This is a genomic window from Bradyrhizobium sp. USDA 4502 (genome assembly GCF_054063355.1).
On the sequence record NZ_JBSSGF010000001.1, the window covers coordinates 4,856,144 to 4,872,430 of the forward strand.

General features: G+C 64.2%; 13 protein-coding genes and 1 pseudogene. 6 read left to right on the forward strand and 8 right to left on the reverse strand.

The window, feature by feature from the left end:
- Positions 1 to 12: 12 nt before the first annotated feature.
- Together ACVW1B_RS22705 and ACVW1B_RS22710 are read right to left on the reverse strand one after the other, a co-directional pair.
- The gene (locus ACVW1B_RS22705) at positions 13 to 1,380 is read right to left on the reverse strand and encodes a glutamine synthetase family protein (protein ID WP_456780073.1); all 1,368 of its coding nucleotides are present in this window, start codon (positions 1,378 to 1,380) and stop codon (positions 13 to 15) included.
- A 50-nt stretch (positions 1,381 to 1,430) separates the two neighbouring features.
- On the reverse strand, positions 1,431 to 2,774 hold the full coding sequence (locus tag ACVW1B_RS22710; protein ID WP_253607667.1) for an aspartate aminotransferase family protein: 1,344 nt from the start codon (positions 2,772 to 2,774) through the stop codon (positions 1,431 to 1,433).
- Between the two features lie 352 nt (positions 2,775 to 3,126).
- On the opposite strand from ACVW1B_RS22710, the gene ACVW1B_RS22715 reads away from it, so the two are divergent.
- The 3 genes from ACVW1B_RS22715 to ACVW1B_RS22725 all read left to right on the forward strand — a co-directional run bounded on the left by ACVW1B_RS22715 (position 3,127) and on the right by ACVW1B_RS22725 (position 5,852).
- Complete coding sequence (locus ACVW1B_RS22715; RefSeq protein WP_092083044.1) at positions 3,127 to 3,948, forward strand: DeoR/GlpR family DNA-binding transcription regulator; 822 nt, start codon at positions 3,127 to 3,129, stop codon at positions 3,946 to 3,948.
- Between the two features lie 13 nt (positions 3,949 to 3,961).
- Positions 3,962 to 4,993, forward strand: coding sequence for a helix-turn-helix domain-containing protein (locus tag ACVW1B_RS22720; protein WP_253607666.1), 1,032 nt, complete (start codon positions 3,962 to 3,964; stop codon positions 4,991 to 4,993).
- A 67-nt stretch (positions 4,994 to 5,060) separates the two neighbouring features.
- On the forward strand, positions 5,061 to 5,852 hold the full coding sequence (locus ACVW1B_RS22725) for an inositol monophosphatase family protein (RefSeq protein WP_168856097.1): 792 nt from the start codon (positions 5,061 to 5,063) through the stop codon (positions 5,850 to 5,852).
- Positions 5,853 to 5,878: 26 nt separating this feature from the next.
- Here ACVW1B_RS22725 and ACVW1B_RS22730 read toward each other — a convergent pair whose 3' ends face one another.
- Together ACVW1B_RS22730 and ACVW1B_RS22735 are read right to left on the reverse strand one after the other, a co-directional pair.
- A complete protein-coding gene (locus ACVW1B_RS22730) occupies positions 5,879 to 6,835 on the reverse strand; it encodes a choline/ethanolamine kinase family protein (RefSeq protein WP_168856098.1) in 957 nt (318 codons plus the stop codon).
- Positions 6,832 to 7,788 (reverse strand): phosphotransferase family protein, encoded by a 957-nt coding sequence (locus tag ACVW1B_RS22735; protein WP_063790183.1) that lies wholly within the window; start codon positions 7,786 to 7,788, stop codon positions 6,832 to 6,834. The genes ACVW1B_RS22730 and ACVW1B_RS22735 overlap by 4 nt, the downstream gene beginning before the upstream one ends.
- Positions 7,789 to 7,989: 201 nt before the next feature.
- Between ACVW1B_RS22735 and ACVW1B_RS22740 the strand changes: the two genes are divergently transcribed.
- Positions 7,990 to 9,396, forward strand: coding sequence for an amidase (locus tag ACVW1B_RS22740; protein ID WP_253607665.1), 1,407 nt, complete (start codon positions 7,990 to 7,992; stop codon positions 9,394 to 9,396).
- Positions 9,397 to 9,400: 4 nt separating this feature from the next.
- Here the strand turns inward: ACVW1B_RS22740 and ACVW1B_RS22745 are convergent, their stop codons facing one another.
- From ACVW1B_RS22745 to ACVW1B_RS22760, 4 genes are all read right to left on the reverse strand, one after another.
- Positions 9,401 to 11,221 (reverse strand): ABC transporter ATP-binding protein, encoded by a 1,821-nt coding sequence (locus ACVW1B_RS22745; RefSeq protein ID WP_229158481.1) that lies wholly within the window; start codon positions 11,219 to 11,221, stop codon positions 9,401 to 9,403.
- A 1-nt stretch (position 11,222) separates the two neighbouring features.
- A complete protein-coding gene (locus ACVW1B_RS22750; protein WP_253607664.1) occupies positions 11,223 to 12,140 on the reverse strand; it encodes an ABC transporter permease in 918 nt (305 codons plus the stop codon).
- Between the two features lie 2 nt (positions 12,141 to 12,142).
- Positions 12,143 to 13,123 (reverse strand): ABC transporter permease, encoded by a 981-nt coding sequence (locus ACVW1B_RS22755; protein ID WP_092083050.1) that lies wholly within the window; start codon positions 13,121 to 13,123, stop codon positions 12,143 to 12,145.
- Between the two features lie 101 nt (positions 13,124 to 13,224).
- Positions 13,225 to 14,787, reverse strand: a complete 1,563-nt coding sequence (locus tag ACVW1B_RS22760) for an ABC transporter substrate-binding protein (RefSeq protein ID WP_057020614.1) — start codon at positions 14,785 to 14,787, stop codon at positions 13,225 to 13,227.
- A gap of 341 nt (positions 14,788 to 15,128) precedes the next feature.
- Here ACVW1B_RS22760 and ACVW1B_RS22765 point away from each other — a divergent pair, with 341 nt between their 5' ends.
- Both ACVW1B_RS22765 and ACVW1B_RS22770 read left to right on the forward strand, forming a co-directional pair.
- Positions 15,129 to 15,938, forward strand: coding sequence for an HAD-IIA family hydrolase (locus ACVW1B_RS22765; RefSeq protein ID WP_245311788.1), 810 nt, complete (start codon positions 15,129 to 15,131; stop codon positions 15,936 to 15,938).
- A 23-nt stretch (positions 15,939 to 15,961) separates the two neighbouring features.
- A pseudogene (locus ACVW1B_RS22770) lies at positions 15,962 to 16,285 on the forward strand (phosphotransferase enzyme family protein); the annotation flags it as partial.
- Positions 16,286 to 16,287: the final 2 nt, after the last annotated feature.

Sequence of the window (16,287 nt, forward strand, 5' to 3'; positions counted from 1 at the left end):
GGAGGATCCGTCTCAAATGATCTCGAAGTAGCGAGCGAGCTCCCAGTCGGTGATGGCCTTGCGGAACTCGCGCTCCTCCCACTGCCGCGTCATCGCGTAGTGATCGACGAAGACGTCACCAAACAGATTGCGCGCCGCCTGCGAGGCGACCAGCCGGTCGGCCGCCTCCGACAACGTGCGCGGAAACGCGCGCTCGGGCGGATGCTTGCGCTCATAGGCGTTGCCGATGATCGGCTCGTCCGGTTCGATCCTGTGCTCGATTCCCCAGAGGCCCGATCCGAGCGCGGCCGCGATCGCCAGATACGGATTGATGTCGGCGGCAGCGACGCGGTACTCGACGCGCTGGCTGGCCGGCTTGCCGGGAATGACGCGCAACGCGCAGGTCCGGTTCTCGATTCCCCAGGTCGCGTCGGTCGGTGCCCAGAAGCCGGGGATCAGGCGCGAGTAGCTGTTCACGGTCGAGGCCACCATCGCGAGCAGCTCCGGAAGCAGCGCCTGCTGGCCGCCGACGAACCAGCGCATGGTGTCGGACATGTCGCCGGGCCTGCCGCTCTGGTGAAACACCGGCTTGCCGTCTCGGTCGCGCAGCGACAGATGCAGATGCCCGGATTGTCCGGGATAGGCGTTCGACCATTTGGCCATGAAGGTGAGCATCTTGCCCTGACGCTCGGCCCAGACCTTGGAGAAGGTCTTGAACAGCACGGCGCGGTCGGCGGCCGCGAGCGCATCGGTGTATTGGATCGCGGCCTCCAGCACGCCGGGTCCGGTCTCGGTGTGCAGGCCTTCGACCGGCATGTCCATCTCGTTGCAGAGCTTGAGCAGCGAGCGATGAAATTCGGACTCGACGGAGGCGCGCAGCATGGAATAGCCGAACCAGCCCGGCGTGAGATTCCTCAAGCCGCGAAAGCCCTTCTCGCGCACGCTGTGCGGCGTCTCGTCGAACACGAAGAACTCGAACTCCGCGGCCACGGACGGCGAGAATCCCATGCCCTCGGCGCGGTCAATGACGCGCCGCAGCAGCCGGCGCGGACACACCCCCGCCGCGGCGCCCTCGAATTCACCGAGGAAGAACAGCATGTTCTCTTCCGTCGGCACATTGCGGCAGGTCGAAGGATCGATGCGCGCGGTCGCGTCGGGAAAGGCCGTATGCCAGCCGGTGAATGCACAATTGTCGTACATCTGGTCGTTGGAGTCCCAGCCGAACACGATGTCACAGAAGCTGAAGCCGGCCTCCAGCGCGCCGACGAACTTGTCGCGCGCGAGATATTTTCCGCGAATGACGCCGTCGAGATCGACGATGCCGAGCTTGACGTGGGAGAGGCCCCGCTCCTCGACAAGGGCCTTCGCCTCGGCGATAGTTCGTACGCTTCTTGCATCCATGATCTTCAAATCTTCGGCTTCTGTGGCATCGCGGGCTATCGGCGATCGCGTCACGACGCGGCCACCTCGCTCAACTCCTCGTCGCACGCGGTGATGAACATGTCGGCGTGGTCCTTGCCGAAGCACAGCGGCGGACGAATCTTGAGCGTGCTGCCGAACGGACCGGCAACACCGATCAGGATGCCGCGCCGGCGCAGGCGATTGATCAGCAGGCTAGCGAGCTCCGGTGCGGGCTCCTTGCTGTCGCGGTCGCGCACCAGCTCGAGCCCGATGAACAGGCCGGCACCACGAACGTCTCCGATGGTCATGTGGCGATTGCCGATCTCGCGCAATCCATCCATCAGGTGACGGCTGACCTCGCGCGCACTCTGCATCAAGCCCTCGTCCTCGATGACGTCGAGCACGGCAAGGCCTGCGGCCGCGGCCACCGGGTTGCCGCCGAAGGTGTTGAAGTACTTCACTTCCGCGGCAAAGCGATCGAGCAGCGCGGCGCGCATGGCGACGCCTCCCATCGGAAAGCCGTTGCCCATGGGCTTGCCCATCGTGACGATGTCGGGGACGACGCCATGGCGCGCGAAGCCCCACATCGCCGCCCCGGTTCGTCCGAAGCCTGGCTGCACCTCGTCGGCGATGAACAGTCCCTGACGTTCGTGCACGAGCTTCACGGTGTGGGCCAGGAAGCCGGCAGGGTCGGCATAGATGCCATCGCTCGAAAAGATGGTGTCCACCAGCAGCGCAGCAAAGCCGAAGCCGCTTCGCTCGAGATCGGTGATCGCTGCGGCAACGCTGTCGGCAAAGCGCTGGCCGGGATCGCCGACCGGATTGCGATACATCTCGGGTGCGGGAACTGCCCGCACGTGGGGCGGCAGCGGCTGACCGGGACGCGAGGACGGCGAGACATCGGTCACTGCGGCGCTATTGCCGTGATAGGCGGTCTCCGTGACAATGAAGCCCATCCGCCCGGTTGTCACTTTCGCGACCCGTAGCGCAAGGTCATTCGCCTCGCTGCCGGTGCAAGTCAGGACCAGATGATCGATCCCGCGCGGAAACGTCGCCAGGAGACGCTCCGCATAGCCATCGACGACGTCGTTGAGATAGCGTGTGTGCGTGCTGAGCAGGCCGGCCTGACGGCTTATCGCCTCGACAACGCGCGGATGCGAATGCCCGACCGACGGGACGTTGTTGTAGAGATCGAGATAGCGCCGGCCATCGACGTCGAACATATAGACGCCTTCGGCGCGCGCCATCCTGATCGGCTCCTGATAGAACAGCACCGAGGCTTTTCCGAACGAACGCAGGCGTCGTTGCACCGCCTCGCCGAGCGCTGGGTCGATTGACGACACCCGGCTCTGATCGAAGGCGTTCAACGCCAGAATCCCTTTCTCCTGCTGCATCGCCTGCCTTCCCTTTGGCCCGCGGCCTGCGCGGACCAAAGCCGTCCCCTGCGGCGATCATTCCCCAGCCGTTCCACCGCGACCTTGGATCTATGTGCGAATCCCCACAACTGAAAAGCAGATTGCAGGCAAGAGACACCAGAACGTCAGACATGCGCTCCGCATTCCAAAGCCATACTTCATATGTTTCAGTGTCTTATGTGATCGCCATGATTCCTTTGCGAATTCCATAGGCAGCACGGCGCCCAAAAAATGAGGAATATGCCACACAATTGATGTGGACTCACAACATCACTTGGGGAACGATCATGGCACGGACGCTGGAGAGGTTTGCAGCCGGAGAGACAGCGGAATGACGAGCGACGCCCCTGCTGCGGCCGACAAGCGGCCACGAAAGGCCGACGGCGACCGCCTCTCGAAGCTCGCGCGCCACAAGCACATCATCTCGCAACTCACCGCCGCGCCGACGCTGCGGGCTTCCGAGCTCGCCGCCGTGCTCGGCGTCTCCGGCGAGACCATCCGGCGCGATCTGATGGAGCTTCAGGAGCAGAAGCTCATCAACCGCACCTATGGCGGAGCGTCCCGTCCCTTCGCGCTCGAGCCGGCGCTGACCGATCGCAAGGCGATCATGATCGCCGAGCGCGAGGCGATGGCCGCGGTGATCGCCGACCTGATCCTGCCGAACGAGGTGTTGATGCTCGGCGCCGGCGCGACCACGTTTCACATCGCGCGACGGCTGGCCTCACGCGCGCACGACATCACCGTGATCACCCATGATTACGCCATTGCGGCCGCGCTAGCCGTCAATCCGTCGATCCGCGTGCTCTGCTGTCCCGGCCGCTATCACCCCACCGAAGGTTATGTGTTCGGCACGCAGACGATCGCGAACATCAACAGTTATGAAGCCAACCGCGCCATCGTGAGCGCGACCGGCATCAGCGCGCGCGGCGCGAATGATGCCGACGATGAGGCCGGTGCCATCTATGGCGCGATGGCCAAGCGCGCCGCAGAAGCCATCCTGGTGGCCGATCACGGCAAATTCGACCAGCGTGCGCTCACCGTCTTCGCACATTGGACCGATATCGATCGCCTGGTTACCGATCGGCAGCCAGAGGGAGCTCTGGCAACCGCTCTCCGTGAAGCCGGAACGGAGATCATCGTTGCGCAACCCTGAGAAAGGCCCAGCCATGGCACGCCTGACATCTGTTGCTTCCCGCGAGGAACACACCGGCCTTCATGCTGGCAACGACAAGGGCCCCGGTCCCACGCAGGATTGGCGGACCCGGATCGGACGCCTCGATCTCGAACTCGTCGGGCCGGACCACGCCTTTGCCCGCAACTGGGAACGCGTTGCCTGCATCCACGATGCCGCCTATGTGCTGGTGTTTCCGCAGACAGGATGCGTCGCATTCAGCCAGGACAGCCGCAACGGGATCGCACGTCCCGGCGAATATGTCCTGCTCAGCGAGCTCGCCTTCTACGAATTGTCGTCTGACAAGACCGCGCGCTTCCTGATGTTGCGGATTCCGGCCGCCGAGCTGCGCGGCCGGCTCGTCTCGGTTGAAGATCACATCAGTCGCCGCTTCAAGCCAAACGAACAGATGACGCACCTGCTGGCGGGCATGATCCGCAGCGTGGCCGAACTGTTCGTCGCCTCGCCGCCGCCGAACCCCCAGGCGCTCGCGACCGAAATGATCAGCTTCGTCGCGCTGACCATCGGATCGGAGGATCGCGGCGCCGCAACCGATGTGCGCAACGCGCGCTATCACCTCCGCCGCCGGATCGTCGACTTCATCGAGGGCCATCTCGGTGACCAGTCGTTGTCGCCGAAGAAGATCGCGGCGTCGAGCCGCATCTCGCTCAGTTATTTGTACAGCCTGTTCAACGACAACGAGACCACGGTCAGCCAGTTCGTCCAGACCAAGCGGCTGCAGCGGGCGTATGAAATCCTAGTCGCCGATCCGAAGGGCCGGCGGACCGTCTCGGAGGTCGCCTACGAAGTCGGCTTCAAGAACGTGTCGCATTTCTCCCGCTGCTTCAGCCGGCACTTCAAGGTGGCGCCGCGCGACGTTCGCCAGGCGCCCGTGTCGGCGCCGCAGCCGGCCGCTGGCGTGCGCTCGCCGCAGCCGAGGAGCCCTGCCGCCCGAGTGGCGCGGCGCAACGGATTCGACTCCCCCTATTGGGAGATCGACAAGCAGTCGGTCCACGAGACCGCGTAACGCCCCATCCCAAGGCAAGGCGTCGTGCGTCCCGCGACGTCGGCGCGCCTCCCGCCCGGAGCGACCATTGGACGACATTCAAGACAGATTATCCGCAAGCGAGCTCGCTTCGTTCTTCAACGAGCTTGCCGACGTGGCCGGACGGATCGCCGTGACGCACTTCCGTTCCCGCGTCGATTTCGAGCGCAAGCCGGACCTGACGCCGGTCACGATCGCCGATCGTGCGATCGAAATGGAGCTACGGCAGCTGATCGGTTCGCGCTTCCCCGATCACGGCATCCTCGGCGAGGAGATGGGATCGACGGCCGGGGACCGCTACACGTGGTATCTCGATCCGATCGACGGAACGAAGAGCTTTATCTCCGGCATGCCGCTGTTCGGCACGCTCGTCGCGCTCGCCGACGAGAGAGATGGATCGATCACCGCCGGCATGATCGATATGCCCGCGCTGGCCGAGCGGTGGTACGGCACCCGGCAAGGCACCACCTTCAACGGCAAGCTGGCAAGGGTGAGCCGCACCACGCGACTGGAAGACGCGCAGATCTACACGTCATCGCCGGACTTCTTCACGCCGAGCGACTGGGCCCGCTACGATGCGCTCAGCCAGAAGGCCATGTTCCGGCGATTTGGCGGCGACTGCTACCAATATGGCCTGCTCGCATCCGGCCACTGCGATCTCGTGGTCGAAACCTCCCTCAAGTCGTTCGACTTCATGCCGCTGATTCCGGTGGTCGAGGGCGCTGGCGGCATCGTCCGCGACTGGCAGGGGCGGCCGCTGTCGCCGGAATCCGATGGCCGGATCATCGCGGCCGCGAACGACAGCCTGCTCGAGCAGGCGCTCGCGATCCTCAATCAATAACTGCGGAAGCCCTCCTGTCGCGCGGCTCAGACGAGCCGCAACCAGCCATCCCAGCGGGGATCGTACATCACGTCGCGGGCACGCATGTATTTCCAGACGCCGTACTTCTGATAGTCGAAATCCCAGTCCTTGAGCTTCCTGTTCACGACCGCCCATGACGCCCATTTCAGGTCGGCGAGCGCCCGGTTGAGTATCACGCGCGCGACCATCTGCGGCCGCACCTCGCCCAGATATTGCTCGATCAGGGCCTCCGTCAGATGCTCGTCGAAGAACATCTCGGCGAACAGGACGCCGAGCTCATAGCTACGCTCGTTGTTGGAAGCGAACTCATAGTCGATCAGCTTCATCGGCCTTGGGGCGCCTGATTCCGCCGAGATCAGGAAATTGCCCGGCATCGGATCGTTGAAGCACGGCACGAGATCGAGACCCGACGCCAGGAACGCCGACTTGGCCTGATTGTAGCGATGCATCAGCCAGGGCATGTCCTGCGGGAAATGCGCGCCGAGCTCCCTGCCCTGCTCGATATGTTCCTCGATCATGTCGAAGATGGTCTTGGTCTGGCCGAGCTTCGGGCCGGCATGCAGGCGGCGGTAAAGGTCGAGAACGTCGGCCTGGATGGCGGCATCGCCGAAATCGGCATTGGTGCAGGCGCGATAGCCTTCGAGGAACTCGCTGATCTCGAGCCCGTCCGTGGCGTCGAAAAAGATCACCTCGGGCGCAACGCCCATGGCGTGGGCATTGCGCGCAGCCTCGTTGGCGGTCACGCGATCGATGAACATCTCCGAGCCCTCGCCGGGCACCTTGATGAAGTAGCGCCGTCCATCGCCGGATATCTCGACCAGCCAGTTCTGATTCATGAGGCCGCCGACCAGCGGGGTATAGGCCGCCCCCTTGCCGTGCCATTGCGGCACGCGGGCGATCGCTGCCTCGATATTGCGCTCGTGGACTGTCGCTCCCTCGCCGAGCTTCCTGCGGACAGTCATGCGATCCTCCGAAGCATCTCGCCAAAGCGCGGCTCCCGGACCGTCATGCGGCAACGTACGAAGCGCCAGCTGGCGAACTTGTAAAACTCAAAGGTGTTGCGCGCCGACCGCGCGGCGAGCACGGCGCCGATCAGGCCCCAGCGCAGATCATCCGCCATGCCGTAGATGCGGGCGCGGCTGAATGCGCGCTCGTCGAATCCGCCGGCGTTGCGGCTGAAGGCGTCGCGCGCCTCCGGCTCCTGCGCGAAGGCTTCGACGAGGAAGCTGCCGAGGTCCTCCAGCGGGTCGGCCGTCGTGGCGCGATCCCAATCGATCAGGCGAACCTCGCCGGTGTCGCTGATCAGGATGTTCGAGACATTGCCATCGCCATGGATTGGCACCGGTTTGATGTCGAGTTTCCTCAAGGCATCGGCCGCAAAACGCAGCTCCTTGACCAGCCATTCCGCATCAGACGGCAGTTGCGCCTTCGCGGCCTTTGCCGCCTCGTAGAAGTGCTCGATCTCGTCGAAGACTCCCATGCGCCGCGGCAGAGGCGCCCCTGCCTGGAACAGGCGCCGCGCCGCGATGACCGCGTCGACGATCTTCGGCTCCAGCATCCGCTCCAGCGTGCCGACCCGCCAGCCACGGTTGAGATCTTCCATGACCAGAAGTCCCGCGTCCGGATCCGCCGCAAGCACCTTGGGACCGATACCGAGATCGGATGCGCGCCGGGCCGCTTCGAACGCGCAGGCAACGTCGATGTAGAGCTTGGCATCCACATCCATGTTCTTGATGAAGATGCTCTCGCCGCTTCCGTTCCTGGTGGCGCGCCAGGGAGCGCCGTCGACCCCGCGCCAGCTTGGCGAGGCGAGGACCGGAATGGCGGGCTCGATCACGATATCGCCCGTCCCCCATCCCGGGAGCCCGGCAATGTAGTTCCGGACCGTGGCGATTTGCGTTCCAGATTGGCTCATGACGACTTCTGATCTCTCGCGGGTGTCGTTCGGCCCGCCTGTCGCGGGCCTCCCGGTTTGATGACAAATTCGATCAAGACAGATGCAAAAGGGATGCCTCGCACTCCACCAAATCATGCCCTTACGGCAGCGGCACTACCCCGACAGGGGCGACTTTCGCTATCCGGACACTGATCCAGAACGCCATTTGTCGAGGCCAAGATGTCTGCTGCGGAACTGATCGGGATGAGCCTTGCGGGGCTGACGGAGGCCTACGCATCGCGCGCATTGTCGCCGGTGGAGGTGTTGCGAACCGTGCTCGGCCATGCCGAGGCGGTCAATCCCGCGATCAATGCGCTGTTCTGCTTCCGTCCGGAGCAAGCCATCGCAAGCGCGCAAGGCTCGGAAGCGCGATGGAAGGCGGGAGCCGCGCTGGGTCCGCTCGACGGCGTCCCCATGACGGTCAAGGACAGCGTCGCCATGATCGGCTGGCCCTATTTTCACGGCATCGGCGCCAACCGTGCCCTGCCGCCGTCCAACTACGATTCGCCGCCGGCGATCGCGCTCCGCGAGGCCGGCGCGGTGATCTTTGCCAAGACCACGATGCCGGATTGCGGCCTGATGGCGTCGGGCATCAGCTCGCTGCACGGCGTTACCCGCAACCCCTGGGGGCTCGCCTGGAATACCGGCGGCTCGTCGGCCGGCGCAGGCGCCTCCGTCGCCGCTGGCGCCGGCTATGTTTCCGTCGGCACGGATATCGCAGGCTCGGTCCGCCTTCCGGCCGCCCATTGCGGACTGGCCGGACTGAAGCCGACCCATGGCCGTGTGCCGCATTTGCCGGCCGACACCATGCGCATGGCAGGCCCGATGGGTCGCAGCGTGGATGATATCGCGCGCCTGCTGACCGTGCTGACGCGGCAGGACGAGCGCGACACCTGGAGCCTGCCCGCCGATGGCGTGCGCTATCACGAGCATCTGAAGCGCGACGTGAAGGGACTGAAGATCGGCGTCCTCACCGACATGGGCTTCGGCATGAAGGCCGAAGCTACGGTTCGCAGCGCGGTCGATGCGGCCGGCAAGCTGCTCGCCGGCGCCGGCGCGATCGTCGAGCCGTTCACCTCTCCGCTCACCGACGACGCCTATGCGCCGATCGACCTGTTCCTCCAGGTGCGCGGCTATCTCGAATATGCATCGCTGCCGCCGCATGGCGACACCGCACGCGACATCAATCCCTACGTTCGCGCATGGTGCCTTGGCGGGGCGAAACATTCGGGCGCCGACCTCTACCGGGCGCTGGGCCAGATCGCCAAGATGAAGGCGGCGCTGCTCGCGGCCTTCGAGGGCTGGGACTATGTCATCGCCCCGACGCTGCCGGTGGTGAATTTCCCGGCCGAGGAGCCCGGCGTGTCGCGTGAGATGCCGCTCGCGCACACGCTGTTCACCGCCATGTTCAACCAGACCTGCCAGCCCGCCTCCACCGTCTGCATGGCATTCGATTCCCGCCATCTGCCGATCGGCGTCCAAGTGACCGGGCACCGCTTCGACGATCTCGGCGTGCTGCAGGTGACCAAGGCGCTGGAGGACATGCGCTCGTTCGCGATGGACTGGCCCTTCAAGCCACGGCCCTGAGCGCTCAGGCCGCGGCCTGCGCCGGCTCGCCGTCGAGAAGGTGGCAGGCGGCGAAGCGCCCCGGCGCGTGTTCGACCAGCTTCGGCGTCTCCAGCCGGCAGCGGCCGAACGCCTTCGGGCAGCGCGAGGCAAAGCTGCATCCCGCCGGGATATCGATCGGGCTCGGCGGCTCGCCCTCCAGCAAGAAGTCCGCCGGGTTGAACGGCTTCTCCTCCAGCGTCGGGGCGGCCGAGAGCAATGCCTTGGTGTAGGGATGCTGGGGATCGAAGAACAGCTCGCGGTTGTCGGCGATCTCGACCATCTCACCGAGATACATCACGGCAATGCGCGTGCAGACCCTGCGCACCATTGCGAGATCATGGGAGATGAAGACATAGGTGAGGTCGTTCTTCTCCTGCAGCTTCGAGAACAGGTCGATCAGCCTTGACTGCTCGCGTTGATCCAGCGCGGACAAGGTTTCGTCGAGGATCAGCAGCTTGGGATCGAGGATCAGGGCACGCGCGATCGAGATGCGCTGGCGCTCGCCGGTGGAGAGCGTGTTCGGGAGCTGGTCATAGAGCTCGGCGGCAAGACCGACCTCGGCCATCGCTGCGATGACCCGGCTGCGCAGGTCCGCGCGGGCGACATTGCCGCGGATCAGCAGGCTCTCCTCGATCATGCGGCCGACGGTGGTGCGCGGCGGCAGCGCGTTGTACGGATCCTGCAGCAGCAGCTGGAATTCGCTGCGGGTGCGGATCAGCTCGCGCGGCGACAACGCCCCGAGCGACGTGCCGTTGAGGACGATGCTGCCGTTGTCGGGAACCTCCAGCCAGGCCAGCAGGCGCGTGAGGGTCGACTTGCCGCAGCCGGATTCCCCGACGATGCCGAAATTCTCGCGCGGCATGATGTCGAGCGTTACGCCGCGCACCGCCTGCACGTTGCTGTAGGTATTGAACGTCCCCCGCTTGCGCGCGCGATAGGTCCGAACAACGTGCTCCACCTTCATCAGCGGCACTTCGTCTTGCGCCTTGCGGCGGGCCAGCGGGCCCTCGGTGGTCGCCCACATGCGCGGCACACTGGCAATGGCCTTGCGCGTGTAGTCGGTCTGTGGCGAGGCGAGCAGGCCGGCAAACGCTTGCTGCTCGACGAACCGGCCCTGATGGAGCACGGCCGTGCGGTCGCCGAACTGGCCAAGCGTGGGCAAGGAAGACGACAGATAGATTGTCGCCATCCTGTGGCGGAGGCACAGGTCGTGGAGCAGCGCCACGATCTGTGCCGCGATGGTGACATCGAGCGGCTGGGTAATGTTGTCGGCGATCAGGACGGCGGGCTCGGCGCAAATCGCGTCCACGATCATCGCGCGCTGCATCATGCCGCCGGAAAATTTTGCCGGGTAGTCCCAATAGCGCTCCTTCGGCGATGGAATCCGGACCTCGCCGAGGAGCTGCACGACCCGCTCGCGGCATTCGCGCGGATTCCATTCGGGCCTGACGCTGTGCAGCTTTTCCGCGATCTGGGTCCCGACCGGTATCGTCGGATCGAGCGAGCTTTGCGGCTTGGAGCCGATATAGGCGATGTCGCGGCCGATCCGCACCTCGCGCGCCCCGGCGCCGAGAATGTCGTGGCCGGCGAACGTGACCCGTCCGGAGCGATACGCCAGACTTTCCGGCAGCCAGTTCGCCAATGCGCGGCTGAGCACGGTCTTGCCGGCGCCGCTTTCGCCATAGATGCCGAAGATCTCCGACGTGTTGAGGCGGAAGGAGATGTGATCGAGGATCGGTGCGGCGCCCGGCGCCGAAGCACCGACCGTGAGGTCGTCGACCTCCAGAATGAGCGAGAGATCCATCTCAGAGACCCCCATAGATGCGGTTGCGCGCCTTCTCGAGCGCCGACCCCATCAGGTTGATCGAGGTAAGCGCGATAGCCAGGAACACGCCCGGCGTGGTCGCGATCCACCAGGCATTGATCAGGTATTTGCGGGAGTCGGCGATGATGCTGCCGAAGCTCGGCGTCGGCGGCTGGATGCCAAGCCCCAGGAAGCCGAGGATCGCTTCGAAGATCATCATGCGTGCGACGTCGAGCACGGCGACGAATGCGATCGGCGGCAGGATGTTCGGCGCGGCGAACAGAAACAGGATCCGCCAGTCCCCGGCGCCGAGCACGCGCAGGCCGCGGACATATTCCTTGCCGCGCTCGGTGACCGCGGCGCTGCGCGCCACGCGCGCGTAGAGCGGCCAGCCGGACAGCGCCAGCACGCTTATGATGGTCGGCACCGTCGGCCGCGATACGCCGAGAATGGTGATCGCCAGGATGATCATCGGAATCGACAATTGGGCATCGGTGATCCGCATGATGACGGTGTCCCACCATTTGCCCTTGAAGCCGGCGAACAGGCCAAGGCCGCAGCCGATGACAAAGATGAGCAGGACCGTGACGACGCCGACCAGCAGCGAATAGCGCAGGCCGATCAGGCTGCGCATCAGCATGTCGCGGCCGAGCTGATCCGTACCCAGCGGATGATCCCAGGTCCATTTGTCGCCGAGAAAGACCGGCGACATGAACTTGTCCTTCACCACCATCTTGGTCGCACTGATCGAGGACACCTCGGGATAGATGGCCGAGGCCAGCACCAGCGCCATGAAGATGAAGAAACCGATCTTGAAGCTCGGCATGCGCCAGGCGGCGGCCATGATGCGGCGGTTGACGGAACGGATTGGGGCCGCCGGCAAGGCGGGCTCCTCGGCGATGATCGTGGTGGCCGTCATGCTCAGATCTCCACGCGGGGATCGACCAGATAGGCGACCAAATCCACGATGATATTGATGAAGACAAAGACGGCGCTGGTCGTGATGGCGATGCCCTGGATGACCGGAAAGTCGCGCCCGACGACAGAGACCACGGTCAGATTGCCGAGGCCAGGATAGTCGAAAATGTATTCGATCACGAGAACGCCGCCGATCAGCGTCGAAAGCTGGATCCCGAGCAGGTTGACTAGCGGCACTGCCGCGTTGCGCAGGGCGTGCGAATAGACGATGCGGCGGCGAGACAGGCCGCGCACCCGCGCCTCATCGATGAACGGCGCTTGCATGACCTCGCCGAGCGAGGTCGTCAGCGTGCGGATGATGAAGGGGGCGATCTCCACCGCGAGCACGAAGGCCGGCAGGATGACATAGGAAAATCCCTGGTAACCGAGCGCCGGCAGCAGCTTCAGCTTCACCGACAGAAACAGGATCAGAACGATCGCGAGCCAGAAATTCGGAATCGAGACGAACAGCGACTGCATTCCGAACGCCAACGCATTCTGCCAGCGATGCTGGTGCAGCCCGCCCGCGATGCCGATCGGAAACGACAGCAGCAGCGCGAACACGAGCGCCATTCCGCCCAGTTGCAGCGTGAACGGCAGGCGTTCGAGGATGAGATCGATCACCGGCGCCATATCCGACTTGGTCGGGTCAACATACTGCCCGCCGGTCGCGATCATGCCGCTGCGCGGCCGCAAATAGGATTGCCCGAGATCGCCCTGTACCAGCCCGCGCATGTACCGACCATATTGCACGATGATGGGGTCGCGCAGCCCCATCTTGGTCGCGACCTTCTCGACCACGTCGGCCGGCGCCATGCCGCCGACGATCAGGCGCACGGGATCGCCCGGCACCACGCGCAGCAGCGTGAAGATGATCAACGACGTGATGAAGACGATCAGGATGCCCTGCGCGATCCGCTTGACCAGGAATTCCAGGATCAACATCGAGAAGAGCTACCCTTGCAATTCATGAGGACCAGACCCGACCAGTCCGGCCTGCGTTCGCGAACCGGCAGGCCGGGCGTACCCGGCCGGCCGAGCAATCATCATGCCAATGTTGCCTTGGTCATGTCCTGCATGCCGTTCGGATAGATGTACAGACCATCCAGCTTCTTGCTGTAGGCATGGATGAAGACCGAGGTGAACAACGCGAGCGCCGGGGCCTTCTTGGCGATGGTCGGCAGCGTCTCGGTCTGCAGGATCTTCTTGCGCTCCTCGATTGTCGTGGCGTTGCGCTCCTTGTCCAGCACCGCGTCGATGTCCTTGTCGACGATGCCGGTGATGCGCTTGGAGGAGGAGTGGAAGTGGGTGCGCAGGACGAGATCCGGCTCGGGCGAGCCGGTGCACCAGCCGCAGTCGATCATGTTGCCCTCACCGCCGCCGGGCTTGTCGTAAAGCAAATTACCCCACGCCGCGACTTCGAGCGTCTGCAGATTGACCTTGAACCCCTGCTCCTGGAGCATGCCGGTAATCAACTCGGCATATTCCTTCGTCTTCGGATAGAAGCCGACCGACGTGTAATAGGTGAGCTCGGGCAGGCCCTGGCCTTTGGGGAAGCCGGCCTCCGCGAGCAGCTTCTGCGCCTTGTCCGGATCGAATTCAGGATAGTCGGCCACCTCGGCATAGCCGAACTTGACCGGCGAGATGTGCGCCTTGGAATAGATGCCGGAGACGCCGAGCACGTCGAGCACCTGCTTGCGGTCGATCGAGTAGCATGCGGCGAGGCGAATGCGCGGATCGTCGAACGGCTTCTTCGAGCAGCGGAAGAACAGGTATTTGTTCTCGACCGAAACCGCCTTGTGGATGCTGAAGCGGGCATCCTTCGAGATGGTCTCGACCTGCTCCTGCTCGAGCCGCTCGATGATGTCGGCCTCGCCGTTCAACAGCGACAGCGTGCGCGTCGTGGTGTCACCGACGAAGTGATACTCGACACCCGGGATCTTCGCTGCGCCGAGGAAGAAGTCGGGATTGGCGGCGAGAACGGTGGTGTCGCCTTTCTGCTCGACATATTTGTAGGGGCCCGTGCCGTTCATGCGCGCCGAGAGCTGCGCCTTATTGGCAACGTCCTTGGCCGACATGATCGGCAGGAAGGACGACAGGTAATAGTAGAGCGTCGCCGGATAGCCCTGCACCTTCGTGTTGATGTGGCAGGTGTAGTCGTCGACGACGTCGACGGTGACGAGACCGGGGTACCACTGCGCCGGACGATCGGGTTGGCAGCCATATTCATAGGTCGCCTTGACGTCGGCCGCTGTGAACGGGGTCCCGTCGTGAAATTTGACGCCCTTTCTGAGTTTCACCTCCATTGTATAGGTGTCGATGGGCTTCATCGATTCAGCCAGCTCGAAGATCAGCTCGTCCGGCTTCTCCGGCCGCATCGGCGCCCGCGTCAGGTAGCCGAACACGAAGCCCTCGACGATGAGCTGGCCGAGATTGGTATGGGTGGTTGGGTCCCAGTTGCCGGTCAGCGCTTCCGCGCCGAGAAAGCGCAGTGTCTTGCCTTCGGCGGCAAAGGCGGAATTCACAAGAAAGTCGGGATTGACCCGCCCGAAGCCGAACGCCGCGGCCCCGGCCAATCCCCCTAACATCAAGTCTCTGCGGTTGATCATATGGTAATCCCTCGATGATTTCGGCAACGCTGAAACTGCTCTCGAGGCCGCAAGGCACTCAGCCGTTTCGATCGTCTTGCACAAATCGTGGCTTTCACGCCTGCAAAGCCTAGACCAAAGGCCGCAATCGCCCGATTCCTGCTGCTCCACGATTCCGTTGCTGACACTCCCGGGGCGCCGCAGTCGCGCACGGAGATTTTCCGCTCCCGGAAGCATGGCGCACACCGGCAAGGCAAGGACGCCTTTCCAATGTGCAGCACACAAATCATGGATGCACAGAGCAGCAACGCCATGCAGGCAACCATATGATCACGCTCGCGGAACTGAACGGAATCCCAGCATTGGAACAGCGCATTGCTCCGGCCAACCATCCCATTCGCGGCGTCATCTCGGATCTCGACGGCGTCGCCTATCGCGGCGACACTCCGATCGACGACTCCGTCAAGGCGTTTCGCGGATGGAGCGAGCGGGGCCTGCCCTATGCGTTCGTCACCAACAATTCGACGAAATCCGCCGCGCAATTTGCCGCCAAGCTGAGCCGCATCGGCATTCCGGCCGAACCGTCACAGGTCTTCACGACGATTTCGGCGGTCACGTCCCTGCTCGAACGGCGCTGGCCGCGCACCACGCCCGTGTTTGCGATCGGCGAACGACCACTGCTCGAGGCGATCGAGGACATTGGCTATCACCTGACCGACGTCAAGCCCAAGATCGTCGTGCTCGGCTTCGATGCCACGCTCGACTACGCCAAGCTGCGCACCGCGGTCAGGGCCGCACTCGCCGGCGCAACCGTCATCGCCACCAATCCCGATGTCCTGACGCCGGTTCATGACGGCTACGATCCCTGCGTCGGCGTGATCACGGCCGCGGTTGCAGCGGCCGTTCCCAATACGAAGCCGATCGTGCTAGGCAAGCCGCAACCGTTCCTGATCGAACAGGCGCTGGCGCATCTCGGCACCGCCCGGCATGAGACCGTCATGGTCGGCGACCAGATCGGCACCGATATCGCAGCAGGAAAGGCCGCCGGCATGCGGTCGATCCTGCTCGCCAGCGACGTCCCTTTCAATGCGGTGGCGGACGTCGTTCCCGATCGCATCATCGCGAGCCTTCTTGACCTCGCGGAACCCGAGACGGTCGGTTGGCCGCGATGATGACTCCCGGCCTCATCGAGAGCATGCAGGCCTCTCTTGCCGCGAGCCTGCCGCGCTGGGGACTATCATCGCAATCGACGCTCGCCTTTCTCAGCCATTCCGAGAACACCACCTTTCTCGCGCAGGATCCGGCCGCTCGGCAAAAACTCGTGTTGCGCGTGCAGCGGCCCGGCTATCACTCGCCTGACGAGATTGCGTCCGAGTTCGCCTGGATCGACGCCGTGATCGCAGACAACGTGGTGCTCACGCCGCGCCCGGTCGCCGATCGGGAGGGACACCTGTTATGCCCCATTCCCCTGAGTGGCGCGACACGACACGTCGTTGCATTCGAATTCCTCAGCGGCAAGGA